Raw genomic sequence first — 26,007 nt, 5'->3', positions numbered from 1 at the left:
GCTTTTGATTGGTGAAGTCGTCCCGCGCCTGTGTTCTCTCGCAGAAAGCCTTCGCGCACCTGTCTGGCAGACATCGAGCAGTACTTCCATCAGCCGCCGCCGCAGTTCCTCGATCTCGAGCTGGCTGTCTGCTGGATCCTCGAGTGCTTGCTCAAAGACGACAACTACCCCTCCGGACTCCTGCAGAAACTGATCCGGGAGGAGCCGCAACTGCGGCTTTCTGAAACCGTGCTGCAACAGGCCCTGGAGTTCCTTGAGCAACAGGGCTCAATCAGCAGTTACACCCAACGCTGCCCGAGCCGCGGACGGCCACGGCGCATGCTGCACCTTGAATCCGATGCACGCGGCGAAGCCGAGCGACTGATGCAGCCCTGGCGCAGCTGGCTGGACTCCCACCGGTTCGCCTTGAACTAAGCGATTCAGCCGGCGCAAGGCTTAAAAAGGTTGAACATCAACGGGATGCCATGCCTGCAGGATTCCAATCCACCCTCCTGCTGACTGTTCTGCTGGCGATTGGTCTGGTCTTCTTTCTGCGTGCAGCCAGCAAAGACCGAACCACAGTGGTGGACGTGATGTCCCCCCAACCCCCCATCACCGTGCTTGACGGGCTCAGCACTTGGCTGGAAGAGCGCGGCTGGAGCCGGGATGGCGGCGATGCTGAGCGCCAGGTGCTCCGCTTCAAGGGGAAAGTGGCCTCCAGCCAACCCCTTGCGGTGTTGCTGTCAGTGCTGGCGGCCATTGGCTCCGCCTGCTTCGGCCTGGTCCTGCGTCAGCTGGCACCGCAACTGCACTGGTGGCCTCTGCTGCTGATCGGCCTCGGCCCTCTGGCAGGAGCTGTCTACACACGGCGGGCCGCTCGCACAGAAGCCCTTGAACTGCAACTCCTTCCTGCTCCCGAGGGAGACGGCAGCGCCATTCGTCTGCGGGCTCATCGGGACGAATTGATCGCCATCGAACTGGAATTGGCTGCGACCCTGCAACTCGCCAGTGACGGATCCCTGCTCTCCTCCCCCATCTGAACCATGGGTCTGCCGGCCTGGATGCGACGGCGTCGCTTTGCCTCAGGACTTGCCATCGCAGGCCTGTCACTGGCAACCCTGGCGATGACCAAGGCTGCGGAACAGCACAACTGGCTTGGCACAGCCGAGCCCAGCAAAAAAACAGCACCGAAACAGCCAACCCCCTGTCCTGAGCCCGCCACGCCAGATCCCTTGCTCGGCCCACGCACAAAGAAACCCGGGAGCTGGGTTGGCAGAAGCCCTGTGCAGAGCAACCTGCCAATCGTCGTCATGGCAGGACACGCCGACTCCCAGGGCACTGCCAGTCCAGGGACCCCTGGATATGCCGTGGATCAGCAGAAGCGAGCACCGATGCAATCGGGCATTCGCGATGAGCTGTTCTGGAACCGCGAAGTTCAGGCCGCTGTGGTGACCCAAGGCCAGGCCCGTGGCTTGAACATCCGCGCCTACACCCCGCCGTCCATCAGGATCGCGAACGATGACGACCCCAGCACCAACTGGTCGAAGGCCAAGGTCTTTTCAGAGCGTGGTGAATATGTCCTGGAGATCCATTTCGATGCCTACCGGCCCCATGGCTTCGGTTCCGGCCTGATTCCGGTGCTCCCAAATGTGCGCGAACTGAATGTCGTCGATGAAAGCCTGGCCCAGGCATTTGGGCGCTACCCACGCCTATTCCGCGGAGGCCTTGGCGGTCCGCGGCGCGGGATCGGAATTCTGGAAATCGCCATGCTGGAGCCCCCTCTCGAGACGAAACTGAGGGATCCACGCTCCAGAGGTCACACGGTGAATTGCCTGGCCGAGCGCGTGGTGAACGCGCTCGTTCAAGGCGTCAGTTAGTTGATCGCTCCATGGGGGCGGCAGCGCTCATCCAGCGAGGCATCACCGAGCCAGTCCTGCGGCTTGGTGAACAGTTCGGTCAGCAGGGCTTCCCTTGATCCGGCCTCGGCGGTGTAGCCGTACTCCCAACGCACCAGCGGGGGCAGAGACATCAGGATCGACTCCGTGCGTCCATTGGTCTGCAGGCCGAAGATCGTGCCGCGGTCCCACACCAGGTTGAACTCCACATAACGTCCCCGGCGATAGAGCTGAAAGTCCCTTTCGCGATCGCCGTAGGCCATCGGGTGGCGCTTCTCCACAATGGGGGCATAGGCGGGCAGGAAGGCTCTGCCATTGGCCTGCCCCAAGGAGAACAGCTGCTCCCAGCTCAAAGGCCGAGCCCCCAAACGAGCCGACACCTGAGCCGCAGGCCCGGAGGGATCCTGACCCTTGTAAAGGGTGCCGTTGGCGTCTTGGTAGTCGTAAAAGATGCCCCCAACGCCGCGGGTTTCACCACGGTGCTTCAAATAGAAGTATTCATCGCACCAGGGCTTGAACACCTTGTGCAGATCCGGGTGAACTGAATCACAGGCCGCCTGGTGGGTGCGATGGAAATGACGGGCGTCGTCGAGGAACGGGTAGTAGGGCGTCAGGTCGGCACCGCCGCCGAACCACCACACCGGGCCAGCCTCGAAGTAGCGGTAATTGAGGTGAACGGTCGGGATGTAGGGGTTGCGCGGATGCAGAACCATCGAGGTTCCCGTGGCGAACCAGGGATGCCCCTTGGCCTCAGGACGCTGCTTGAGGATCGACGGGGGCAGTTCTTCGCCTTGAACCTCGGAGAAATTCACGCCGCCCTGTTCAAAGACGCGCCCCTCACGCATCACCCGGGAGCGCCCACCACCCCCTTCAGGCCTGACCCAACTCTCTTCAACGAAGCGACCTTCACCGTCGAGGGCTTCCAGGCCCGCACAGATTTCGTCCTGCAGGCCCATCACCATCGCCCGGGCCCGCTCTCTGGAATCGCTGGGGGGCAGCTCAAGGGGAGCGTTGCTGACACCCACGTCCTGGCGTCCGAGGACGCGGCGAATCAGGGAGCGGACCATGTGTCAGAGACTGAAGACATCGAAACCTAACCAGGTCACCCCAGGCCTGGACAAGCATCCGTCAGGGACTGTCACGGGCGGCGCCCCTAGGATCCGGCTTGCCTTGATGAAACGGATGACCCCGGTCGAGCAGGCCAACCAAGCCCTCCAGCAAGTCAAAGATGCCGGCAGTGGCAAAACGGCCCTGGAGCTTGGCTGGATCGAACAAATCCGCATCACCCCGCCGAGGGCTGTGTTTCGCCTCAGCCTTCCAGGCTTCGCCCAAAGCCAGCGAGACCGCATCGTGGCCGAAGCACGGGGAGCTCTGATGGCGCTCGATGGCATTGACGACGTGCAGATCGAGGTCGGCCAACCGCCAAGCCAAGGGGGCATTGGACAGGCTGGCCATGGTCAGCCGGCGGAACGCCAGTCGATCCCCGGCGTGCGCCAGGTGATTGCCGTGAGCAGCGGCAAGGGCGGCGTCGGCAAGAGCACCGTCGCGGTCAATCTGGCCTGCGCCCTCGCCCAGACCGGCCTGCGGGTCGGACTTCTGGACGCCGATATTTACGGGCCTAACGCACCCACCATGCTGGGCGTCGCTGACCAAACACCTGAGGTGCAGGGCAGCGGCGATCAGCAGCGGATTGTCCCGATCGAGACCTGCGGCATCGCCATGGTGTCGATGGGTCTGCTGATCGATGATCACCAGCCTGTGATCTGGCGCGGCCCGATGCTCAACGGCATCATTCGGCAGTTCCTGTATCAGGCCGAATGGGGTGAGCGGGACGTTCTCATCGTTGATCTGCCGCCGGGCACCGGTGATGCACAGCTCTCCCTGGCCCAGGCAGTGCCGATGGCGGGCGTTGTGATCGTGACCACCCCACAACAGGTGTCGCTGCAGGATGCGCGACGGGGGTTGGCCATGTTCCGGCAGATGGGCATTCCCGTTCTGGGCGTGGTGGAGAACATGAGCGCCTTCATTCCTCCGGACCGTCCCGACTGCCGCTACGCCCTCTTCGGCAGTGGCGGCGGCGCCCAACTCGCTGCGGATTACGACGTACCCCTGCTGGCTCAGATCCCCATGGAAATGCCCGTGCAGGAGGGCGGTGACACGGGGCGACCGATCGTGATCAACCGAAGCGACTCCGCCAGCGCCGCTGAGTTCAAGGGCCTTGCTGAAGCGGTGCTCAAGGCCGTCACCCAGCCCGTCTGACGATGTTCAGCCGACGTGACCGCCGCAGATCGCACCGGGAGTGGGTGCTCTGGGGTGTTCCGCTCGGAATGATCACCATCGCCGGGGTGCTGATCGCCAGCACCCAACGCCAGGCGGACTATGCCGACTGGTATCACCACTGGATCACCGCGGCCTTCGGAGTGCTGCTGGCGCTTGGACTGGAACGGCTGCCGTTGCAGCGTCTCCGGCCTCTTTTGGTTCCCGTCTACGCCCTCACCGTGATCAGCCTGGTGGCGGTGCGCGTGATTGGGACCACAGCGCTGGGCGCCCAACGCTGGATCAGCATTGGTGGGGTTCATGTTCAGCCATCGGAGTTCGCCAAGATCGCGGCGATCCTGCTCGTGGCAGCAGTCTTGTCGCGACACCCGGTGGAACGACCGGTTGATCTGATGCGCCCGCTCGGGGTGATTGCAGTGCCTTGGCTGTTGGTGTTCATCCAGCCTGATCTCGGCACATCGCTTGTGTTCGGCGCCCTGATGCTCACGATGCTCTATTGGTCGGGGATGCCGATCGAATGGGTGATTCTGTTGTTGTCACCGCTGGTGACAGCCCTGCTCTCAGGCCTTCTCCCCTGGGCCATGGCCCTCTGGATCCCGCTGATGGGAGTTCTCGCGTACCGCTCCCTGCCCTGGAAACGTCTGGCAGCCACAGCAACCCTGGCCATCCACGGCGCCATGGCTGCTGTGACGCCATGGCTCTGGATGCATGGTTTAAAGGACTATCAACGGGACCGTTTGGTGCTGTTCCTCGACCCAAGTCAGGATCCATTGGGCGGGGGCTATCACCTGCTCCAGAGCACCGTTGGCATCGGTTCAGGCGGCGTCTTGGGCACAGGTCTTCTTCAAGGACAACTGACCAAGCTTCGTTTCATCCCTGAACAACACACCGATTTCATCTTCAGCGCCCTGGGGGAGGAAACCGGCTTTATTGGCTGCCTTCTGGTGGTTCTTGGCTTTGCCGCGTTGATGGCACGGTTGCTCCAGATCGCACGCAATGCCCGCACCGACTTCGAATCACTCGTGGTGATCGGGATCGGCACGATGCTGATGTTCCAGGTGGTGGTCAACATCTTCATGACCATCGGCTTGGGCCCCGTCACAGGAATCCCCCTGCCCTTCCTCAGTTATGGGCGCTCAGCCATGGTGGTGAACTTCATCGCGCTTGGCCTCTGCCTGTCGGTGGTCCGGCAAAGCCGTCGCTCCTTGGCGCACCTCCGTTGACCGGGCCCTCCTTCACCGACCTGCGGCAACGGCTGGCACAGGACGTGCCCCAGGGCCGCTGCGATGAGATTGGTGTGCGGCGGCTTTGGTGGGCTGCCCTGGAAACCCTGCAACAGGACCTGCTTGAGCGAGGCCTGGAACGCGGCATCTGGCTGGCCGCCCCCCTACCAGCCCTCTACGAACCGGAATTACTGCAACATCTGCAGGGATGGGTGTGGGCTCCAGATCAACTGGATCAACTGAGTCCGCATCCAACGGCACTGCCTGGACGGTCCAGCAGCGATGAGTCCGGTTCCCTGCGGGGATTCCAACGCTTGTCCCTGGGCCCCGACGACGGAGATGACCCACTGCTGCTGGTGATCACACCCGAGGTCCAGGTGGCCCTTGCCCTGCATGGGCCGCCCCAGAAGCGGCAGCTGCTGATGCGATGCGACCCGGCCACGCTCAGTGATGTGCTGGTGCAGCTGGGGGGACGGCTGGAGCACCAGTCACCAGCGCAGGCCGAGCAGCTGCGCAAAGCGCTCGAATCGATCGGCTCCCTGCAGAGCAATGCAGCCTGGTCAGAACAGTTCTGGCCCCGCCTCACGGAGCGGCTCACCGGCACAGCCCCCGGGCTGATGCTGCAACCCATCCAGGCTGAGCGCCCACCGGAAGCGCCCAGCCATGGAGATCTGAATTTGCTGGAAGCGATCACCCATGAGGTGCGTACCCCGCTGGCCACGATCCGAACACTGATCCGCTCTCTGCTGCGGCGCAAGGATCTGGCTGATGTCGTTGTGAATCGCTTGCGGCAGATCGATGTGGAATGCAGCGAGCAGATCGATCGATTTGGCCTGATCTTCCATGCCGCTGAACTGCAACGGGAGCCCAACGAGGCCAATCTGGCCCGCACGGATTTGCAGGCCATGCTGAGCGCCCTTGCACCCAGCTGGACGGAGCAGCTGAACCGTCGCGGGATCGCCCTGGAGCTGGATCTCAGCGCTGACCTGCCGGCGATCCTCAGTGACTCCCGTCGACTGGAACCGATGCTGGGGGGTCTGATCGACCGCAGCACCAGGGGGCTCCCCTCCGGCAGTCAGCTCACGCTTCACCTCCAGGCAGCCGGTCCACGGGTGAAGCTTCAGCTGCATGTGGAGCATCCCGACAGGAGCCAGGCCGCGGAGGCCGGCCCGTCTCCCCAACGCGAGGACGTGGGCACCGTCCTGAGCTGGGATCCCAGCACCGGGAGCCTGCAGTTAAGCCAGGATGCGACCCGCCAGATGATGGCCAGCCTGGGAGGCCGCTATCAGCCCAGGCGCGACCGCGACATCACCGTTTTTTTCCCGGTGCATAGGCCCGAAGCGTGATGGGTTTGTTGACGGGTGTGAAGCTTGCTGTCGGAGCTCAAAACAGGCCCCAATGACGGTGCTACTTTCCAGCCATAACGGCTCTTGTGGATTCTTTCAGCCATGGCAGCAACGGCGTTGAACGGTCAACTTCCCCAGCACATCGCCAGCACTGGCGGCCTTCTGAATTCAGCGGAGACTGAAGAGAAATACGCAATCACCTGGACAAGCAAGACAGAGCAGGCTTTTGAGCTGCCCACCGGTGGCGCCGCTCTGATGAACTCAGGTGAAAACCTGATGTATTTCGCTCGCAAGGAACAGTGCCTCGCCCTCGGCACCCAGCTGCGCACGAAATTCAAGCCCCGGATCGAGGACTACAAGATCTACCGGATCTACCCCGGTGGTGACACTGAGTTCCTGCATCCCAAGGATGGTGTGTTCTCCGAAAAGGTGAACGAGGGTCGTCCCATGGTGGGCCACAACCCCCGTCGCATTGGCCAGAACGTCAACCCGGCCAACATCAAGTTCAGCGGCCGCAACACCTTCGACGCCTGATCTCTTAAAACCGACGCCCGGAGGTCATGATCTCCGGGTCCCGGCTGCGATGATCAGGTCATGTTCAGTCCCGATCGCGACGCCTTTCATCAGGCTGTTTGCAGTGGTGCCAACCTGATTCCTCTGGCTCAGAGTTGGCCCGCAGATCTTGAAACACCCCTCACCACCTGGATCAAGGTGGGTGACGGAAGGCCTCCAGGCGTGCTGCTGGAGTCTGTTGAGGGTGGTGAAACCTTGGGGCGTTGGAGTGTGATCGCCTGCGATCCGCTTTGGACGGCGTCAGCGCGCAACGATCTTCTGACGCGCACCTGGCGAGATGGTCGCGAAGAAACCCTCAACGGCAATCCATTCGAATCCCTGCGCGACTGTCTGGCGCCTTACTCCTGCGTCAACCTGCCGGGCCTCCCTCCGCTTGGGCAGCTCTATGGCGTTTGGGGTTACGAACTGATCCAGTGGATCGAACCCACCGTCGCCGTTCATCCCCGCGCCGCTGCCGATCCCCCGGATGGGATCTGGATGTTGATGGACGCGATCCTGATCTTTGATCAGGTGAAACGACAGATCACCGCTGTCGCCTTTGGCGACCTCTCCAACGGAGCGGATGAGGAGCAGGCCTGGCAAACTGCAATCGGACGGATTGAGGCCCTGCGCCAGCGGATGGACGCACCTCTGCCGGCCGTCAAACCACTCACCTGGGACGCGAGAAGCAAAGAGCTTCCCGCGGTGCGCTCCAACCGCAGCCGCGATGAATTCGAAGCCGCCGTCGACACCGCCAAGGAACACATCGCAGCCGGCGATGTGTTCCAACTGGTGATCAGTCAGCGCCTGGAAACCGAGGTGCCTCAATCGCCCCTGGAGCTGTACCGCAGTTTGCGGATGGTGAATCCTTCCCCATATATGGCGTTCTTCGACTTTGGGGACTGGCAACTGATTGGCTCCAGTCCGGAGGTGATGGTGCAAGCCGAACCCGCTGCTGATGGCATCCACGCCAGCCTTCGCCCCATTGCCGGAACACGGCCCCGCGGCGCCACGCCCCTGGAAGACCGCGAACTGGGAGCTGACCTGCTGGCCGACCCCAAGGAAAGGGCTGAGCACGTGATGCTGGTGGATCTGGGCCGCAATGACCTCGGCAGGGTCTGTCAGCCCGGAAGCGTGGCCGTGCAAGACCTGATGGTGATCGAGCGCTACTCCCACGTGATGCACATCGTCAGCCAAGTCGAAGGACGCCTGGGCCCAACTCACGACGTGTGGGATCTGCTGATGGCGGCGTTCCCCGCCGGCACCGTCAGCGGCGCACCGAAAATCCGGGCGATGCAACTCATCCACGAACTGGAGCCCGATGCCCGTGGCCCCTATTCGGGGGTGTACGGATCCGTTGATTTAGCAGGGGCCCTCAACACGGCGATCACGATCCGCACCATGGTGGTGCAACCCCGTAATGGCGGGGGATGCCGGGTGAAAGTGCAGGCCGGGGCCGGCGTTGTGGCCGATTCACAACCGACGGCGGAGTTTGAGGAGACCCTCAACAAAGCCCGGGGAATGCTGACCGCACTGGCGTGCCTGAATCCGCCGGGATGACAGCGCACCCCCTTCTGCTGAAAGGCTTCGAGGTTGAACTGTTCACCGGTCGAAGCAACGGAGCCAACGTGGGCGTCGCCCCCGACGTGGCCAGGGACCTGCCTGGCTTCGTGACGGAACCAGACCGTCGCAACCTCGAATACGTCACCGACCCGATCCGGGATTACGCCGAACTGCCCGAGGCGCTGCTCGCTCCCCGGCGGACGCTGCGGCAGTGGCTGCAGAAGCGGGAGCTGACGCTTCTCCCCGGCAGCACCATGAGCCTGGGTGACAGCAGCCGCTTCGAACGCTCCGACCCCGAGAACGCCTATCACGCGCTGATTGAACAGCTGTACGGCACCAGGGTCGTGACAGCCAGCATCCATATCAACCTTGGGATCACCGATCTCAACTGGTTGTTTGCAGCAGTGCGGCTCGTGCGCTGCGAAGCGGCTCTGCTGCTTGCCCTGAGTGCAAGTTCTCCCTTCCTGGATGGGCAGAGCACCAGCAACCACTCCCAGCGATGGCATCAATTCCCGCTCACCCCCGCTGCAGTTCCTCTCTTTAGGGATCACCAGCACTACATCGAGTGGGTGGAGGAGCAGCTGTCCACGAGTGCCATGCGCAACGAGCGTCACCTGTGGACGTCGGTTCGGCCCAATGGTCCGCGGCGTCCCTACGACCTCAACCGGTTGGAATTAAGGATCTGTGATCTGGTCACCAATCCCGATCAGCTGCTGGCGATCACCTGTCTGCTGGAGCTGCGGCTGCTGGCCCTCAAAAACAACATCGAAAGCCTCGATCCACTCAGCAGCAGTTCGCTAAGCGCCGCTGAACTGGTCCAGCTTGCCGACAGCAACGACGCCGCCGTGGCCCGATCCAGCCTGAATGCTGAACTCAGGCATTGGCAGGACGGCCGTGCCATCAACTGCAAAGACTGGCTGCTGGAGCTGATTGATCAGCTCACTCCCCTGGCCGAATCGCTTCAGCTCAGCGCCTGCTTGAAGCCCTTGGATTCCCTGCTGGTTCATGGCAATCAGGCCATGCGCTGGGAAGCGGCCCATGGCCAGGGGCAATCCATCGAAAACCTGCTTCAGGAAGGTATCCAGCGGATGGAGGAGGAGGAACGGATCTCCACCGGGGAAGCCTGTTTGGGATGATCATGTCGAGTTCGTCGCAGCGTGGAGACTTCATGCCCGAGTCCACCACCCCTGTCTCCGAGCAAGAGACTGCACGCTTGAGCGGTGGCGGATCCGGCGCAGGACAGCTTCTTCAGCACCGGCTGGACCTGATTGAAGACCTCTGGAAGTCGGTGCTGCGCAGCGAGTGCCCACCGGAGCAGAGCGAACGCCTGCTGAGGCTCAAACAACTCAGCGACCCCGTTTCGATGGGAGGGCGAGATGGCGACAGCACGAGCGAGGCGATCGTCGAGCTGATTAAGGCCATGGACCTTTCGGAGGCCATCTCGGCCGCCCGTGCCTTTTCGCTGTATTTCCAGCTCATCAACATCCTTGAGCAACGGATCGAGGAAGATAGTTATCTCGACAGCCTGAGACCCAATTCCAGTGCTGATGCGGCCCAACGGGACGCCTTTGATCCCTTCGCCCCGCCCCTCGCCAACCAGACCGATCCAGCCACCTTTGGAGAGGTGTTCGAGCGGCTGCGGCGGATGAACGTTCCCCCCGCGCAGGTGGAACAATTGCTGCGGGAACTGGACATCCGGCTGGTCTTCACCGCGCACCCCACGGAGATCGTGCGGCACACGGTGCGGCACAAACAGAGGCGGGTGGCCAACCTGCTCCAGCAACTTCAATCCGACGCCCCTCTGGCGCATCAGCTGCGGGAGGACTGCCGCGACCAACTGGAGGAGGAAATCCGCCTGTGGTGGCGCACCGATGAACTCCACCAGTTCAAGCCCACCGTCATCGACGAGGTGGATTCAACCCTGCACTACTTCCAGCAGGTGTTGTTTGACGCGATGCCGCAACTGCGCCGAAGGCTGATCTCCGCCCTGCATCGCCACTACCCCGATGTCCAGGTCCCCCAGGCGTCGTTCTGCACCTTCGGCTCCTGGGTGGGTTCCGATCGGGACGGCAATCCTTCGGTCACACCCGAGATCACATGGCGAACCGCCTGTTACCAGCGACAGCTGATGCTGGAGCTCTACATCAGTTCTGTGCAGTCGCTCCGGCAGCAGCTGAGCATCTCCATGCAGTGGAGTCAGGTGGCTCCATCACTGCTGGAGTCGCTCGAAATGGATCGGCTCCGCTTCCCTGAGATCTACGAGCGCAGAGCAGCGCGATACCGACTGGAGCCCTACCGGCTGAAGCTCTGCTACGTGCTCGAAAAACTGGAGCGCACCCTCGCCCGCAACAACCAACTGTCGGAGGCGGGCTGGCAGATGCCCTGTGAAGCTCTGGCTGATCCCCAGGCCGGGCTGAGCGACGCTGAGGTTCTCCACTACACCTCGGTGGACCAGTTCCGCAGTGATCTGGAGTTGGTGCGCAACAGCCTCGTGAGCACCGAACTGAGCTGCGAACAGCTCGACACCCTGCTGCACCAGGTGCACATCTTCGGGTTCTCACTGGCCAGCCTCGACATCCGTCAGGAGAGCACCCGCCACAGCGATGCCATCGACGAGCTCACCCGCAGCCTTGAACTTCCCCAGGCCTATGGGGACATGGACGAGACGGAACGGATGGCATGGCTCCTCCAGGAACTGCAGACCCGTCGGCCCCTGATCCCGCCTGCCGCCAGCTGGTCGGCCGCGACGGCCGAGACGCTGGCGGTGTTCCGAATGCTGCAGCGCCTCCAGGAGGAGTTCGGTCCGCGGATCTGCAACTCCTACGTGATCTCCATGAGCCACACGGCATCGGATCTATTGGAGGTCCTGTTGCTGGCCAAAGAGGCGGGTCTTGTAGACCCGCCCAACAAACGGGCCTCCCTGTTGGTGGTGCCGCTGTTCGAAACCGTGGAGGATCTCCAACGGGCCCCTGAGGTGATGGAGGGTCTTTTCAAGACGCCGCTTTACCGCGAACTCCTCCCCGTTGTGGGGCAGCAAAAGCAGCCGCTGCAGGAGCTGATGCTGGGCTACTCCGACAGCAACAAGGATTCCGGCTTCCTCTCCAGCAACTGGGAGATTCATCAGGCCCAGATCGCCCTTCAGGAACTCGCCAGCCGCCAAGACGTGGCACTTCGCCTCTTCCACGGCCGCGGTGGATCCGTTAGTCGTGGTGGTGGGCCGGCCTATCAGGCGATCCTGGCCCAACCCAGCGGCACACTGCAGGGGCGAATCAAAATCACCGAACAGGGCGAGGTGCTGGCCTCGAAGTACAGCCTGCCCGAGTTGGCGCTCTACAACCTGGAGACTGTCACCACGGCCGTGGTGCAGAACAGCCTGGTGACCAACCAGCTTGATGCGACACCCAGCTGGAACCAGCTGATGAGTCGCCTAGCCACCCGCTCACGGGACCATTACCGGGCTCTGGTTCACGACAATCCTGATCTGGTGGCGTTTTTCCAGCAGGTCACACCTATCGAGGAAATCAGCAAGCTGCAGATCTCCAGTCGACCAGCCCGACGCAAAACCGGTGCCAAGGACCTCTCCAGCCTGCGGGCCATTCCCTGGGTCTTCGGCTGGACCCAGAGTCGGTTCCTTTTGCCGAGCTGGTTTGGCTTCGGCACGGCGCTGTCGGAAGAAGTGGGCGGCGACTCTGAACAGCTCGACCTGCTGCGGCGCCTCCATCAACGTTGGCCGTTCTTCCGGATGCTCATTTCCAAAGTGGAAATGACCCTCTCCAAGGTGGATCTCGACCTGGCCCATCACTACATGAACAGCCTGGGGCACCCGGAACAGCGGGAGGCCTTTGAAGCAATTTTCGAGGTGATCGCCAAGGAATACGAACTCACCCGAAAACTGGTTCTTGAAATCACGGGCCAAAACAGACTGCTGGGCGCTGATCAAGGGCTGCAGCTGTCGGTTGATCTGCGGAACCGCACCATCGTTCCCCTGGGCTTCCTGCAGGTTGCGCTGCTGAAGCGGCTGCGGGATCAGAACAGGCAACCGCCCATGAGTGAAACGCCAGGCGCCCCCGAAGACACCCGCACCTATAGCCGCAGTGAACTGCTGCGGGGAGCCTTGCTCACCCTCAACGGCATTGCAGCCGGCATGCGCAACACCGGCTGATCCACAGTGCTGTCGTTCCTTCAACAACCATCGATTCCACCCTTGCCCGAGGGAACGCGACTCGAAACATCAACACCTCCCACCTCCCAGCAGCTCAACACGTTGCTGATGTCCTGCGGGGAATCAACCCACCCCGAGGAACGCTGGGAGCTCGCCCTTCAGCGCAGCCTGTGGCAGATCAGCATCCTGGAGGAATCAACCGGGGAACTGGTCGGATTTGTGCGGGCCACCAGTGATCTGGCCCTCAACGCCAATCTTTGGAACCTCGCCGCCAAGCCAGGGCCGAACCAAGGAGCCCTTTTCGCCGTTCTGGTGCACCGTGCCCTGCAGATTCTGCGCCGGGATCTGCAGGGCTGCAGCCTTTCAATCTCGGCCCCTGCGGATGCGCTGGAAGCTCTCAAACAGCAGGGTTTCCTGATTGATCCCAATGGCATTCGCGCCATGGGCCTCAGCCTGAGCTGAGACATTGAATTCAAACACGAGCATGGAGGGACTCGAACCCCCGACCCTCAGAACCGGAATCTGATGCTCTATCCAACTGAGCTACATGCCCACTGATCGGCGTTAAGCCGCAGTGATATCGAGCGGCAACCGTCCCGATACAGGTACCTTACTCACTGGTCGCTCCAGCACCCATCCGGCTCCACAGGCTCCAACTGCAGGGCTTCCGGAACCACACCGTTCTGCAGCTGGAACTGACGCAGCCACGCCTTTTGGTGATCGGGCCCAATGGCATCGGCAAGTCCAACCTGCTCGAAGCGGTTGAGCTGCTGGGCAGCCTGCGCTCCCATCGCTGCAGCAATGATCGCGATCTGATCCAGTGGGACGCTCCACAGGCCCTGATCCGGGCCGACGTGGGGGATGGGGATCGTCTGGAACTGGAACTGCGCCGCCAGGGAGGCCGTCAGGCCAAACGGAACGGCAAGCTGCTGGATCGGCAGCTGGACCTGATTGGTCCGTTGCGCTGCATCGGCTTCAGCGCCCTGGATCTTGATCTGGTGCGGGGCGAACCCGCCCTACGCCGCCAGTGGCTGGACCGCGTCGTGCTGCAGCTCGAACCGGTGTATGCCGATCTGATGGCACGGCTGAACCGGTTGTTGCGGCAGCGCAGTCAGCTGTGGCGCCAGAGACAGGTCTCCAGTGGCGAACGCCATGCACTGCTCGATGCCTTTGACGTTCAGATGGCACTGGTGAGCACCCGAATTCACCGGCGACGGCAACGGGCCCTGCATCGGCTGGAACCGATCGCCCAACGCTGGCAGGCCCACCTCAGCGGGGGCACGGAAGCCCTGGAACTGCACTACAAGCCCGGCAGCAAGCTTGACGGGGAGGATGCCGAAGAACCCTGGCGACTCGCCATCGAGGAGCAACTGCGCCAGCAGCGGGGAGAGGAGGAACGGCTCGGTAGCTGCCGCGTGGGCCCGCACCGCGATGAGATCGCCCTGCTGCTGGGGGGCAGCCCAGCACGACGGTTTGGCTCGGCAGGCCAGCAGCGGTCGCTGGTGCTGGGCCTGAAGCTCGCCGAACTGGAGCTGGTGACCCAGCTCTGTGGGGAGCCACCCCTGCTGCTTCTTGATGATGTACTGGCCGAACTTGATCCAACCCGCCAGCAGCTTCTCCTGGAGGCCGTGGGCGAATCGCATCAATGCCTGGTGAGCGCCACCCACCTCGAGGGCTTTGGCGGCGGATGGCAGCAGCAGGCCCAAATTCTCGGCGCAAGAGACCTGAGACCCGATCTGAAGATCGGATAGGGTGGCGGACCTGTTTTTCTCTCATCGCCTGATGGAGCAGACCCTCTCTGAACTGCATCCCAACCCGGGATGGGGGGCACCTGAGATTCATGCCACCGACATGGTCGGCAAACACTGCATTCTCGAGCTCTACGACTGCGATCCGAGCCGGCTCGACGACGAAGCATTCATCCGCACAACGATCACCTCAGCAGCCAAAGGCGCTGGTGCGACGCTGCTGAACCTGATCACCCATCAATTTCAACCCCAGGGCGTCACAGGCCTTGCCCTGCTGGCGGAATCCCACATTTCCATCCACACCTGGCCGGAATCCGGCTACGCCGCGGTTGATGTGTTCACCTGTGGTGACCACACCATGCCGGAACAGGCCTGCGCGATTCTCTGCAGTGAGCTTCAAGCGAAACGCCATGCGCTAAAGAGCTTTCTGCGTGAAACACCGGCGGCCATTGCCACTGGGGTAAGAGAGCCTGTGGAAACGCCGAGCCAGCTCCCCAGCTGATCCGGCCCAGGCGACATCAGCGGCGGTTCAACTTGCCGCTGACCAGACCTTCAAGATCCAGGTTCACGGAGGTGAAGCCTAGGGAGCGAAAAGCCTCCACCAGAGGCTCGCTTTCCGCCAGCGCGAGCACAGCGCGGATCTGCTCGCTGGGCACCTCAATCCGTGCCGCCAATCCGTGGGAGCGCACACGAACGGAGCTGAATCCCCTGGCAATCAACCAGGCTTCCGCCTGACCCACCCGCTTCAACCGCTCAGCGCTGATGCTTTCGCCGTAGGGGAAACGGGAGGCCAGGCAGGGCTGCGCCGGCTTATCCCACCAGGGAAAACCAAGAGCCCGTGACAGCGAACGAATCGTGGATTTGTCGATCGACAATTCCGCAAGGGGGGAGCGAACCCCCGCCTGTCGGGCCGCTTCAATGCCGGGCCGATGATCACCGAGGTCATCGAGATTGACCCCATCAATCACCAACGCGTCTCCAGCCGCCGCGGCAATGGGCTGAAGGTGCTGGTGCAGTTCACGCTTGCAGGCAAAGCAGCGATCCACGGGGTTGCTGCTGTAGTCCGGGTCGTTCAATTCGGCCGTCGCACACTCCCGATGCGGGATGCCGATCCAGGAGGCTTGATCCCGGGCTTCCCGCAACAGATGCGGCGCCAGAGCCGGGGAGACACCCGTTACCGCCAGAGCGGCATCGCCCTGGGCTTCGTAGGCCATCGCCGCCACCAGGGTGCTGTCGACTCCACCGGAATAGGCCACACAAAGGGCAGATTGATCTGCCATCCACTGCCGCAGGTTCGCCAGCTGCTGCTGCTCTCGATCCGCCAAAGGCTCCTGCAACCGAAACATCAGCGGGGAAAACCAGTTGAGCTAGGTAGGCTCCAACGGTAAGAGCTGTCCCCATGCCTCGAAGCATCGGCATTGTCACCGCAGCGGACAGCCGCGAGCGCAGCCATGGACAGCTGCACATCTATGACGGCGAAGGCAAGGGCAAAAGCCAAGCAGCCCTAGGGGTTGTGCTGCGCACCATCGGCCTCGGCATCTGCGAGCAGCGCCAGACCCGGGTGCTGCTGTTGCGCTTTCTCAAGGGCCCAGGACGGGCCTACGACGAGGATGCGGCCATCGAAGCTTTGCAGCAGGGCTTCCCCCATTTGATCGACCATCTGCGCACCGGAAGGGCCGATCACTTCACCGCTGATGAAGCCACCCGGTTCGACCGCGACGAAGCCCAGCGGGGCTGGGTGATCGCCAAGGGCGCGATCGCCAGTGCCCTCTACTCGGTGGTGGTTCTGGACGAGCTCAATCCCGTGCTGGATCTCGGCCTGCTGGATCTGGAGGACGTGGTGCGCACCCTCAGCAACCGGCCGGAGGGGATGGAGATCATCGTCACCGGTCGCGCCGCACCGGCCCCCTTGGTGCGTGAGGCCGACCTCCACTCAGAGATGCGGGCCCATCGCCGTCCTGGCATGAACGACAACCGGGTGGTGCCTATCAATGTGAGCAGCGGCATCGAGATCTACACCGGAGAAGGAAAAGGCAAATCAACCAGTGCACTTGGGAAAGCCCTGCAGGCCATCGGGCGGGGCATCAGCCAAGACAAGAGCCATCGGGTCTTGATCCTGCAGTGGCTCAAGGGCGGCAGCGGTTACACCGAAGATGCGGCCATCGCTGCCCTGCGCGAGAGCTATCCCCATCTGGTGGACCACCTCCGCTCCGGCCGCGATGCCATCGTCTGGCGGGGCCAGCAGGAACCGATCGATTACGTGGAGGCCGAGCGGGCCTGGGAGATCGCACGGGCCGCTATCTCCAGCGGCCTCTACAAGACCGTGATCCTCGATGAGTTGAACCCCACGGTGGATTTGGAGTTGCTGCCGGTTGAGCCGATCCTGCAAACCTTGCTGCGCAAACCAGCAGAAACTGAAGTGATCATCACAGGGCGGTGCAAAAACCCTCCCGCCTACTTCGATCTGGCCAGCATCCATTCCGAAATGGTGTGCCACAAGCACTACGCCGAACAGGGCGTCGACCTGAAGCGAGGAGTGGATTACTGAACCCTGGGTTCAGTAACGAGGGATTGCAGGATCCACCTGCTGAGACCAGGCATCAATTCCACCGGTCACATTCGTGGCCACGATGCCCTGCTGAGCCAACAGCTCAACGGCCCTGGCAGAGCGCCCCCCCAGCTTGCAGTGCACCAAAAGGCGCCGTCCCTCTGCCAATACACGAACGCGATCGATCGCCTCTCCACTCTCCAGCGAGGCCAAAGGAACCAAGTGGCTTCCTTCAATCGAAGCCACCTCTGCTTCAGCAGGATTGCGCACATCAACCAGCGCAATCTCGTCTGGAGCGGAGTCGAGCAGGGCCTTCAGCTCCATGACAGTGATGGCTTCCATCTCCGATGACGCCGGACGGCAGAACTGGCGGTAGTCAATCAGGCTCTCGACCTTCGGTCGGTCGGGATCAACGCGGAGGGTGAGTTCGCGAAATCGCATCGCCAGGGCATCAACCACCAACAGTCGACCGTCCAGGCACTCGCCAATGCCGGTGATCAGTTTGATCGCCTCGGTGGCCTGAAGCAGACCGATCAACCCCGGCATCACACCCATCACCCCAGCCTCCGAGCAAGACGGAACAGCGTCCGGGGGAGGGGGTTCCGGCAGCAGATCGCGGTAATTAGGGCTCGTCGGCGTGCGGTTGAACACGCTGACCTGGCCGTCAAAGCGCTGCACGGAGCCGTAGACGAGGGGCTTGCCGAGCAACACACAGGCGTCGTTGATCAGATACCGGCTGGGGAAGTTGTCGGTGCCGTCACAGACCAGGTCATAGGCACCGATGAGATCCAAAGCATTGCCCACATCCAGCATGTGTTCATGCAACTCCACCTTGCAGTGGGGATTGAGGTCGTGGATCCGCGCTGCGGCTGAGCGGGCCTTGGAGCCGCCAACCCCGCTGGAGCTGTGGATCACCTGCCGCTGGAGATTGGACAGCTCCACCACATCTCCATCCACGATTCCAATACGACCAACCCCTGCCGCGGCCAGATACAGCAACAGGGGGGATCCCAGCCCACCGCTGCCAACACAAAGCACAGAAGCAGACTTCAACCGGAGCTGACCGGCAGCACCAACCTCGGGAAGGATCAGATGGCGGGCGTAGCGCCCCCGCTCATCAGCACTCAGCATCGCGTGGTCATGCATGGTTTTGAGTGTCCCAGAGCTGAATCGGGATTTCATCCACACTGCGGTCCCCATGCAGCCACCAGGCCCGCAGGCCAAGCGAGGCAGAGAGGATCAACATCAGACTCTCCGCTTGTCCCAAGCGCCGATCCTGGGGCGAGGGAACGGGCGCGGACGCCGGATGGGAATGTGCCACGCCAAGACAACGTTGATGGCGATCCCGCGCCCATCGCTGGGCTGCCAACTGCTCCCTCGGGTCCACCAGAAACCTGCTGCGACGGTCGTGGACAGGCTGCTGAACGGACGCCCCCCGTCCCCAGACATTGCAACAGGGCCAGGTGGTGGTCAGCCTCAAACAGCCTGAATTCGTCCGTTGTCCCAGCAGCAAGGCGCAGCCTTCTTCGGGGTGGGGCGCCAACAAAATCCGGCCCAGATCCGTGTGGCATCGGTGATCAATTTGCAGCACGGATGGCGTAGACCCCGTCGCACCGATACGCTCAGCTGAAATTGTGAAGGATTTAGTCGTTCTCATGAGTGACGCCACCACTGAAGTTAAGGATGCCGCCACAACCGTGACGACACCCCTCGAAACCCCTGAGCAGGAGGACACCACCTCCTTTGCTGAGCGCTACAGCGACGTGCTGGGCAAGGTGAACGACACGCTCGATCAGGTCGACTGGAGCCAGATGGGACGCATCGGCAAGATCGTCGGCATCTTTGCCGCCGTGATCATTGCCCAGATCCTGATCAAGGGAATCCTCGACACGATCAATCTGCTGCCGATCGTTCCTGGTCTGCTGGAACTGCTCGGCGTGGTCGTTGTAGGCCAATGGAGCTGGAAGAACCTCACCACCAGCGACAAGCGCAATGCCCTGGTTCAGCGTGTTCAAACCCTCCGGAAGGAGTACCTGGGCTGAGCCTCAAAGCCGCCGAGCCAGGTCCTTAAGACTGGCTCGGCATTGGCTCAAATAACTCCCCCCAAACAAATTGGCGTGGTTGAGCAGGTGGTACAGGTTGTAGATCTCCACCCGACCGTTAGCGCCTGAAGCATCAGGGATGACCTCCCGATAACCCGAGCGGAAGGCTTCACCGAAGCCGCCGAACAGCCGGGTCATGGCCAGATCAACTTCCCGATCAGCCCACCAGCTGGCGGGATCAAAAATGCTCCCCCGTCCATCGCTGAGGCTGGCAGCATTCCCACCCCAGAGATCGCCGTGCACCAACGCAGGACACGGTTGATGCTCGTTCAAGTGCTCGGCGAGGCGCAGCAACAACGGATTGAGGTCCGTTGAATCCAGCTGCAACCCATCAAGGATCTCGAGTTGCGGGCGCAGCCTGAGCTCCACGAAGGCCGATCCCCAGTCATCACGCCACCCACCGGGTTGAGACCCAGCGCCGATGAAGCCATCCCGGTGCCAGCCGAAACGAGCTGGGCTGGAGGCCATCGACGACTGGTGCAGCAAGGCCAAACCCCTGCCAAGGGCTGTTTGGTCGCTGCCACCAAAATCCAGCCAAGGCAACAGAAGCACCGCACCGTGGGGCAGTGCTGCCAGAGCGATGGGCTGCGGCACAACCAGGAACGAGGCATCAGCTTGGGCATGCAGGGCCTCGAGGGCCTCCGCCTCCACCTCAAACAGGTGTAGGGCGCTGGCGCCACCACTTTTGGCAAACAACACCTGGCCATCACGGAGGCGAAGTTTCCAGGCCTGATGGATGCAGCCCCCACCAACGGGGGAGACGTCTGTGATCACAGCCCCAACCAATGGCCCATCCTTCGCGGTGAGATCCCGGCGCAGTTCGCTGTTCATTCTCAGCAGGCCCCCTGTCTTGCCAGCATGGACCCGATTCTTCAGGGCGTCGTGAGCGAGTCCAGCGTGATCGTGGTGGGCGGTGGGATCGCTGGCTTAACCGCAGCAGCACTCCTGGCCCGCGATGGCGTCAAGGTCACGCTGCTGGAAGCGCATCAACAACCGGGGGGATGTGCGGGAACATTCCGGCGTGGTCCATGGGTGTTCGATGTTGGGGCGACCCAGGTGGCTGGATTGGAGCCCGGAGGAAGTCATGCCCGACTGCTGAAGCATCTGGACATGCCTCTGCCCAGCGCAGAGCTTCTGGACCCAGGTTGTGTGGTCGACCTGGGCGATGGTTCCCCTCCCATTTCGCTCTGGCATGACCCGGACGCCTGGGCCGCCGAGCGTGAACGTCAATTCCCAGGCAGCCAGCGCTTCTGGAGCATTTGCCATCAGTTGCATTCCAGCAACTGGCAGTTCGCCAGCCAGGACCCTGTGGTGACGCCGCGCTCCCTCTGGGATCTCGGCACATTGCTGCGGGCCCTTCGGCCCGCAACGCTGGCATCGGGACTGTTCACAGGTCTGACCATTGCCGATCTGTTGCAGCTGTGCGGTTGCGGTGACGATCAACGGCTGCGGCGCTTTCTCGACCTCCAGCTGAAGCTGTACTCCCAGGAACCGGCCGATCGCACGGCGGCGCTGTACGGCGCAACCGTCCTGCATATGGCCCAAGCACCACTCGGGCTCTGGCATCTGGAGGGATCGATGCAGGTGTTGAGCAATCAGCTGGTGGCGGCCATTGAGCGCGACGGCGGAACGGTGCTGATGAAGCATCGGGTCACCAAGCTGCAGCCCAGCTCCTCCGGTTGGCAGGTGACGATCAGCACCGGCAAGGGCACGGAACACCAACGCAGCAGCCGTGATGTGGTCTGCAGCCTGCCTCCCCAATGCCTGCAGGAGTTGATCGAACCGGATCACCTGCCCCAGGGGTACCGCAAGCGACTGGACAACCTGCATGAACCGAGTGGTGCGCTGGTGCTTTACGGAGCGGTGCGGCGTGATGCACTGCCACATTCCTGCCCAGGCCATCTCCAGCGGGGCTGCGCATCCCCAGGGCCTCTGTTTGTCTCCATCAGCCGCGAGGGCGATGGGCGTGCGCCCCAGGGGCAGGCCACCTTGATTGCCAGCGTGTTCACCCCAACAGGTGACTGGTGCCGCTTGCCGGAGCCGGAGTACCAGCAGCGCAAAACAGAGATGCTGAACCTGATCCAAGTCGAATTGAACCGCTGGCTCTCGCTCGAAGACGACGCCTGGTTGCACGCTGAACTGGCAACACCACGGGGCTTCGCCGGCTGGACGGGTCGTCCCAACGGCATGGTCGGGGGCCTTGGACAGCATCCAAGCCGGTTCGGCCCCTTCGGCCTGGCAGGACGAACGCCCATGCCGGGGCTTTGGCTCTGCGGCGACAGCCTCCATCCGGGCGAGGGCACGGCGGGGGTGAGCCTGTCAGCTCTCAATGCCTGCCGGCAGCTCAGGGCCGAACGGGGTCAACCGCTCAGTTTTCGGAGCTGACCTCCCCAGGTGCCCTCAAAAAATCCGGGCGCAGGGTCTGCGTTCGGCGCAGTTCCAACGCGAGCTGAGACCAGTTTTGCTGGAGCACGGCATCTTCGAGCTGCTCCAGGCTCCAGCGGTAGGCCGCCAAGCCGCGCAACACCGCATCCCTGTTGGTGGATGCCATCGCCACGCCTAGATCGGGATTCCCACCACCCACACGACTGGTGTCGGCAAAGCCACTGGACGCCAGCACCATGGCCAACTGACGGATCTCCGGATCCCGTTCATCGCCGACTGCCCGCAGCAGTGCAGCACTCACCAGCACCGGCATGTGGGAAATCAGAGCCACAGCCTGGTCATGCTGAGACGCGGTAGCCGTCAGCCAATGGCCGCCCACGCTGACGGCCAGATCACGAACCTGAGCCAGGGCAGCGGGGTCTGTCGCCGCATCAGGAGTCGCGATCCAAGGGCGGCCGCGGAACAGATCCAGCACACCGGCCTCAACGCCCGCCTGAGCTGTGCCTGCCATGGGATGACTGGCCACAAAGCGGGGATGCCGCTGGCGCCAAGCCTCCAACACAGGTTGTTTGACCGAACCAACATCGGTGATCACCGCTGCTTCAGGCAGGGCCGCAATGAGCTCATCCGGTGGGTTCAGCAGCAAGGGAATAGGCAACGCCAGGATCACCAGGTCGCAACCCGAGAGGCAGCTGGGGTCGGTCGACACCGCGCCCACAAGCCCTCGGGCTATGGCGCGATCCGCCGTGGCCTGACGATGCACAAGGCCCTGCACCGTCCAGCCCCGCGCCTGCAGATCCAGACCAAGGGATCCCCCGATCAAGCCAAGGCCAACGATCCCCACACGTCCCGGTTGCACCGCCATCTCTCCCGCAGGGTCGTGAAGCCATGTTGATGGATGGATTGCCATGAACCAATCGCCAGGGGAACCCTGCTTAGGGTTTGACGATGTTGGAAGCCCAGGCCCACCACCAGATCAAAACCCTTCTTCGTCAGGAGGAGTCGGACTGGCCCCACCACCTGACCCTGAGCCGGCTGGTGGCACGAAGCCTGAGGCGTCGCGACACAACACTCGTTCAGCTCCCCCCCAGCAGCAGCGAACGCTGGTGGCTCGGTCTGCTGGTGCCGCTGTGCCTGGCACCCGAAGCGGGGGCACTGGTACTGACGGCCCCCCAGCGCCGGCGTCTGCTCCAGCTGGAATTGCCCCGTCTCCGCCACCAGGGCCTGAGGCTCCCCTGCTGGCAGGGACCGACCCCTCCGGAGGGTCCACAGCTCTGGCTGATGGATGTTGGCGAGCTGATTCAGGCCCATCGCGACGGGCACTTGGGCCAACGGCAACTGCTGATCCCGGAGATGGATCAGTTGAGCCGGCGCATGCGCAACGCTCTCACCTTGGAGATCGAGCATCAGCACTGGGATGAGCTGCGCCAGGCCTGTCCCCAGGCGGAATCCGGATTGCTGGAACTGCATGACCGGATGAGCCAGCAGCTGTTTGCTGATGCCACGAGGCCCGATGGCGCCGTGCGACTCGAAGGCTCAGCGGGGCAGGCCCTGCGTGACCTGCTCCAGCTGATGCCAGCCAGCCCTGAACCGTGGAACAGCCTCCGCAGCATCAACCCGGCTGAGTGGAGTCAATGGGCTGAACTGGATCACCGGCTGCTCCAGTGGCACTGGAAGCTGGCCCCCCTCGAACCACTCCAACTGCTGCGGGGGGTTCTGCTGGATCACCCCTGCCTGATGTTCAGCAGCAATGGAGACAACGCCAGGCTTGATCTGGAATTTGAACAGGCCGGCGTTGTCCCCGACGTGCGGGCAACACTGCGGGAACGGGAGCTGAATGAACCGCTCCCCGTCTATGCCCCGCGTCGCCAGCCCCTGCCGAACACCCGGATCTACGCCCAACATCTCCTGGAGGAGAGCAGAAGGCTCATCCTTGGCCAAGCAGGGCTCACCCTTGTTCTGATCAATGACGACCAGCTGCGTCGGCAGCTAACCAGCTCCCTGGCTGCGGAATTCGGACGCCGTGTGGTGCATGAGTCGACAGCACCCGAAAGCAATGGCGTGGTGACCTGCAACTGGGACTGGTGGCTGGAGCATCAGGAGCAGCTGCCGGCCCCAGTACAGCTGATTGTCGGCATGCTCCCCATCGCCAGTCTGGACAATCCGCTCACCTCGGCTCGAGTGGAGCGACTGAAACAGCAGGGAGAGGACTGGTTCCGCAGCCTGCTGCTGCCGGAAGCTCTGAGCCTGATCCCTGCCGCCATTGCGCCGCTGCGCCGCAGCGGTGGTCGCCTGGCCATTCTCGATGGCCGCCTGCGAGGGCGCAGCTGGGGTGATCAGGTGCTGCACCGACTGGAACCTTGGATTCCATTGCAGCGACTGCTGCCGGAGTGAACAACGCTTAGCCTCCCTGCAACGCTTAGAAGTGCATGGGAGAAGCACGCCGCCGGGCTGCCCAAGGCTTACCCCCTCGTCAACCCAAAGCCAGCACCAAAGCTGTGGACACCTCCCCACGGGTGGTGTCCTGGCTTCCGCTCACCCGCAACCAGACGCAGCAATTCATGGCGGTGACCACCCGTGGCGCCTGGATTGGAATCGGGGGGATGGTGGTGCTCTGGGTCACGGTGCGCTTCATCGGCCCAGCGGCCGGTTGGTGGACGCTTGCGGATACCCCCTGAGCAACCGGCTCAACCAACAAACGAAAACAAAAGAAAACCTTTAGACTGGGTCTCAATGGAGACTCAGTTATGTTTCCGCGCCTCGCCGAACACTATCGATCCGTTGTTGAAGACCTGGTGATGAGCCTGCAGGCCCTTGCCAGCAGCCTTCAAAGCGCGGGCTTCACAGCCACTTGTTATTCCTGTGGCGACGGCCGCGATGGCCATGGCGCTTCCTTTGTGGCTGACATCGGCGATGGCCACATGGTGCGCTTTCTTGTCTCCGACTTCGGCATCAGCTGGGTGGAATCCCGCAACGGCCGAGAACTGGTGAAGCTGGAGGGTGCAGAAGCCATCCAGGAATTGCAGCGGATGGCCGATTTGGCCCAGGAAGGCCAGGTCCGCGCCATGCAGTCCCTAGCCCAGGCCGCCTGAAATCAGGCCGCCGCCTCTGAGGCCTTGGCCGGAGCCGACTTATCGGCAGCAGCCGTCTTCGCAGCGGCGGCGAGGGGGCGCATCGAATTCGCCTTCACCTCAGAACCTTCTGTCAGCTTCTGACGCACCAACGTTTCGATGGTGGCTGTTGCGTCCGGGTTCTCCTCCATCCAGAAGATGGTGTTGTCGCGACCCTGACCGATGTTGTCTCCCTCGTAGCTGTACCAGGCGCCCTTGCGGACAACAACGCCCGTTTCTTCAGCCAGATCCAGCAGACAGCCCAGGGTGCTGATGCCGCGGCCGAAGAGGATGTCGAATTCGGCAATGCGGAAGGGTGGCGCCACCTTGTTCTTCGCCACTTTCACCTTGGCCCTGATGCCGAATTCTTCGGTTCCCTTCTTGAGGGTCTGAATCCGACGGATGTCGAGGCGAACCGAGGCATAGAACTTGAGCGCGTTGCCTCCAGTGGTGGTCTCCGGGTTGCCGTAGGTCACACCAATCTTGAGGCGCAGCTGGTTGAGGAAGATGACGGTGCAACCCGACTTGCCGATGTTGCCGGTGATCTTCCGCATCGCCTGGCTCATCAGACGCGCCTGACTGCCAACCGCCAGGTCTCCCATCTCACCTTCGATCTCAGCGCGAGGGGTGAGGGCCGCCACCGAGTCGACAACGACCAGATCCACCGCTGCTGATCGCACCAGTTGATCAACGATCTCCAGCGCCATCTCGCCGGTGTCGGGCTGAGAGACCAGCAGGTTCTCGACGTCAACGCCCAGAGAAGCGGCATAAACGGGATCCAGGGCATGCTCCGCATCCACGAAGGCCGCCACACCACCACGCTTCTGCACTTCTGCAATCGCGTGCAGCGTGAGCGTGGTTTTACCGGAACTTTCCGGGCCGTAGATCTCCACCACACGACCCTTCGGGTAACCACCACCCAAGGCGAGGTCAAGGGTCAGCGCACCGGTGGAAATCGTCTCCACCCGCATGCGGGAGGCATCGCCCAGCCGCATGATCGATCCCTTGCCGAAGTTGCGCTCGATCTGACCCAGCACCAGATTCAGCGCCTTGTCCCTCTCGCCGGAGGAACGGGGATCGGAAGCGCCGGATTTCATATCTGCAGGCATGAGAAGGA

26 protein-coding genes and 1 tRNA gene are annotated in these 26,007 nt (G+C 62.6%); 19 read left to right on the top strand and 8 right to left on the bottom strand.

The genetic code is table 11. The features are described 5' to 3' along the window. Positions 1–30 precede the first annotated feature (30 nt). From DXY03_RS11345 to DXY03_RS11335, 3 genes are read left to right on the top strand one after another with little or no spacing between them, the layout of a single operon-like run. Positions 31–414, top strand: a complete 384-nt coding sequence (locus DXY03_RS11345) for a helix-turn-helix transcriptional regulator (RefSeq protein ID WP_115010493.1) — start codon at positions 31–33, stop codon at positions 412–414. Positions 415–464: 50 nt separating this feature from the next. After that, positions 465–1,019, top strand: a complete 555-nt coding sequence (locus DXY03_RS11340; protein WP_115010492.1) for a cofactor assembly of complex C subunit B — start codon at positions 465–467, stop codon at positions 1,017–1,019. Positions 1,020–1,022: 3 nt separating this feature from the next. Continuing rightward, positions 1,023–1,856 (top strand): N-acetylmuramoyl-L-alanine amidase, encoded by an 834-nt coding sequence (locus tag DXY03_RS11335; RefSeq protein WP_115010491.1) that lies wholly within the window; start codon positions 1,023–1,025, stop codon positions 1,854–1,856. On the opposite strand, the gene hemF is transcribed toward DXY03_RS11335, so the two are convergent. Then, positions 1,853–2,941 (bottom strand): oxygen-dependent coproporphyrinogen oxidase, encoded by a 1,089-nt coding sequence (gene hemF, locus DXY03_RS11330; protein WP_115010490.1) that lies wholly within the window; start codon positions 2,939–2,941, stop codon positions 1,853–1,855. The genes DXY03_RS11335 and hemF overlap by 4 nt on opposite strands. A 115-nt stretch (positions 2,942–3,056) precedes the next feature. Between hemF and DXY03_RS11325 the strand changes: the two genes are divergently transcribed. From DXY03_RS11325 to DXY03_RS11290, 8 genes are all read left to right on the top strand, one after another. Further along, the gene (locus DXY03_RS11325) at positions 3,057–4,133 is read left to right on the top strand and encodes an Mrp/NBP35 family ATP-binding protein (RefSeq protein WP_115010489.1); all 1,077 of its coding nucleotides are present in this window, start codon (positions 3,057–3,059) and stop codon (positions 4,131–4,133) included. A 2-nt stretch (positions 4,134–4,135) separates the two neighbouring features. After that, positions 4,136–5,374: a rod shape-determining protein RodA gene (rodA, locus tag DXY03_RS11320; RefSeq protein WP_115010488.1), complete on the top strand. Its 1,239-nt coding sequence runs from the start codon at positions 4,136–4,138 to the stop codon at positions 5,372–5,374. Next, positions 5,371–6,720: a sensor histidine kinase KdpD gene (locus tag DXY03_RS11315; RefSeq protein ID WP_115010487.1), complete on the top strand. Its 1,350-nt coding sequence runs from the start codon at positions 5,371–5,373 to the stop codon at positions 6,718–6,720. The genes rodA and DXY03_RS11315 overlap by 4 nt, the downstream gene beginning before the upstream one ends. Positions 6,721–6,822: 102 nt before the next feature. Next, a complete protein-coding gene (locus DXY03_RS11310) occupies positions 6,823–7,254 on the top strand; it encodes a photosystem I reaction center subunit II PsaD (protein ID WP_011363412.1) in 432 nt (143 codons plus the stop codon). A gap of 60 nt (positions 7,255–7,314) precedes the next feature. After that, on the top strand, positions 7,315–8,832 hold the full coding sequence (locus DXY03_RS11305) for an anthranilate synthase component I family protein (protein ID WP_115010486.1): 1,518 nt from the start codon (positions 7,315–7,317) through the stop codon (positions 8,830–8,832). Next, positions 8,829–9,971: a glutamate--cysteine ligase gene (gene gshA, locus DXY03_RS11300; protein WP_115010552.1), complete on the top strand. Its 1,143-nt coding sequence runs from the start codon at positions 8,829–8,831 to the stop codon at positions 9,969–9,971. Before DXY03_RS11305 ends, gshA begins: the two co-directional genes overlap by 4 nt. Beyond that, positions 9,968–12,997, top strand: a complete 3,030-nt coding sequence (ppc, locus tag DXY03_RS11295; RefSeq protein ID WP_371637742.1) for a phosphoenolpyruvate carboxylase — start codon at positions 9,968–9,970, stop codon at positions 12,995–12,997. The genes gshA and ppc overlap by 4 nt, the downstream gene beginning before the upstream one ends. A 6-nt stretch (positions 12,998–13,003) precedes the next feature. Next, on the top strand, positions 13,004–13,459 hold the full coding sequence (locus DXY03_RS11290) for an N-acetyltransferase (protein WP_115010484.1): 456 nt from the start codon (positions 13,004–13,006) through the stop codon (positions 13,457–13,459). A 17-nt stretch (positions 13,460–13,476) separates the two neighbouring features. Here DXY03_RS11290 and DXY03_RS11285 read toward each other — a convergent pair. Further along, a tRNA-Arg gene (locus DXY03_RS11285) sits at positions 13,477–13,550 on the bottom strand. 82 nt (positions 13,551–13,632) lie between these two features. Here DXY03_RS11285 and recF point away from each other — a divergent pair. Then, positions 13,633–14,748, top strand: a complete 1,116-nt coding sequence (gene recF, locus DXY03_RS11280; protein ID WP_115010483.1) for a DNA replication/repair protein RecF — start codon at positions 13,633–13,635, stop codon at positions 14,746–14,748. A 31-nt stretch (positions 14,749–14,779) separates the two neighbouring features. After that, positions 14,780–15,247 carry an adenosylmethionine decarboxylase gene (speD, locus tag DXY03_RS11275; RefSeq protein ID WP_115010551.1) on the top strand — a complete coding sequence of 156 codons (468 nt, stop codon included), beginning with the start codon at positions 14,780–14,782 and terminating at the stop codon, positions 15,245–15,247. A 16-nt stretch (positions 15,248–15,263) separates the two neighbouring features. Here the strand turns inward: speD and larE are convergent, their stop codons facing one another. Continuing rightward, positions 15,264–16,091, bottom strand: coding sequence for an ATP-dependent sacrificial sulfur transferase LarE (gene larE / locus DXY03_RS11270; RefSeq protein WP_115010482.1), 828 nt, complete (start codon positions 16,089–16,091; stop codon positions 15,264–15,266). 53 nt (positions 16,092–16,144) lie between these two features. Between larE and DXY03_RS11265 the strand changes: the two genes are divergently transcribed. Next, entirely contained in the window at positions 16,145–17,293 is a 1,149-nt protein-coding gene (locus tag DXY03_RS11265; protein WP_115010481.1) for a cob(I)yrinic acid a,c-diamide adenosyltransferase, read from the top strand. Between the two features lie 9 nt (positions 17,294–17,302). Here DXY03_RS11265 and moeB read toward each other — a convergent pair whose 3' ends face one another. After that, positions 17,303–18,439 carry a molybdopterin-synthase adenylyltransferase MoeB gene (moeB, locus tag DXY03_RS11260; RefSeq protein WP_115010480.1) on the bottom strand — a complete coding sequence of 379 codons (1,137 nt, stop codon included), beginning with the start codon at positions 18,437–18,439 and terminating at the stop codon, positions 17,303–17,305. Continuing rightward, positions 18,432–18,884, bottom strand: a complete 453-nt coding sequence (locus DXY03_RS11255; RefSeq protein ID WP_244272448.1) for a M67 family metallopeptidase — start codon at positions 18,882–18,884, stop codon at positions 18,432–18,434. The genes moeB and DXY03_RS11255 overlap by 8 nt, the downstream gene beginning before the upstream one ends. A 64-nt stretch (positions 18,885–18,948) precedes the next feature. Here DXY03_RS11255 and DXY03_RS11250 point away from each other — a divergent pair, with 64 nt between their 5' ends. After that, positions 18,949–19,335, top strand: coding sequence for a CAAD domain-containing protein (locus DXY03_RS11250; RefSeq protein WP_114987298.1), 387 nt, complete (start codon positions 18,949–18,951; stop codon positions 19,333–19,335). A gap of 3 nt (positions 19,336–19,338) precedes the next feature. Here DXY03_RS11250 and DXY03_RS11245 read toward each other — a convergent pair whose 3' ends face one another. Next, positions 19,339–20,226 carry a fructosamine kinase family protein gene (locus tag DXY03_RS11245; protein WP_115010478.1) on the bottom strand — a complete coding sequence of 296 codons (888 nt, stop codon included), beginning with the start codon at positions 20,224–20,226 and terminating at the stop codon, positions 19,339–19,341. Between the two features lie 51 nt (positions 20,227–20,277). On the opposite strand from DXY03_RS11245, the gene crtD reads away from it, so the two are divergent. Further along, entirely contained in the window at positions 20,278–21,780 is a 1,503-nt protein-coding gene (crtD, locus tag DXY03_RS11240) for a C-3',4' desaturase CrtD (protein ID WP_115010550.1), read from the top strand. On the opposite strand, the gene DXY03_RS11235 is transcribed toward crtD, so the two are convergent. Next, positions 21,764–22,645, bottom strand: a complete 882-nt coding sequence (locus DXY03_RS11235; RefSeq protein WP_115010477.1) for a prephenate/arogenate dehydrogenase — start codon at positions 22,643–22,645, stop codon at positions 21,764–21,766. The two genes, crtD and DXY03_RS11235, sit on opposite strands and share 17 nt — an antisense overlap. A gap of 83 nt (positions 22,646–22,728) precedes the next feature. Between DXY03_RS11235 and DXY03_RS11230 the strand changes: the two genes are divergently transcribed. From DXY03_RS11230 to DXY03_RS11220, 3 genes are all read left to right on the top strand, one after another. Beyond that, positions 22,729–24,174 carry a helicase gene (locus DXY03_RS11230; protein WP_115010476.1) on the top strand — a complete coding sequence of 482 codons (1,446 nt, stop codon included), beginning with the start codon at positions 22,729–22,731 and terminating at the stop codon, positions 24,172–24,174. A 35-nt stretch (positions 24,175–24,209) separates the two neighbouring features. After that, positions 24,210–24,458 (top strand): DUF2839 domain-containing protein, encoded by a 249-nt coding sequence (locus DXY03_RS11225; RefSeq protein WP_115010475.1) that lies wholly within the window; start codon positions 24,210–24,212, stop codon positions 24,456–24,458. A 69-nt stretch (positions 24,459–24,527) separates the two neighbouring features. After that, complete coding sequence (locus tag DXY03_RS11220) at positions 24,528–24,872, top strand: DUF1815 family protein (protein ID WP_114987287.1); 345 nt, start codon at positions 24,528–24,530, stop codon at positions 24,870–24,872. 2 nt (positions 24,873–24,874) lie between these two features. Here the strand turns inward: DXY03_RS11220 and recA are convergent, their stop codons facing one another. Next, a complete protein-coding gene (recA, locus tag DXY03_RS11215; protein WP_115010474.1) occupies positions 24,875–25,999 on the bottom strand; it encodes a recombinase RecA in 1,125 nt (374 codons plus the stop codon). Positions 26,000–26,007: the final 8 nt, after the last annotated feature.

It is taken from the genome of Synechococcus sp. N5, assembly GCF_900473925.1.
In the GTDB taxonomy this organism is placed as follows: Bacteria; Cyanobacteriota; Cyanobacteriia; order PCC-6307; family Cyanobiaceae; genus Parasynechococcus.
Note: the sequence above shows the minus strand (reverse complement) of the source record. Positions and strands in the feature narration are given on the sequence as shown.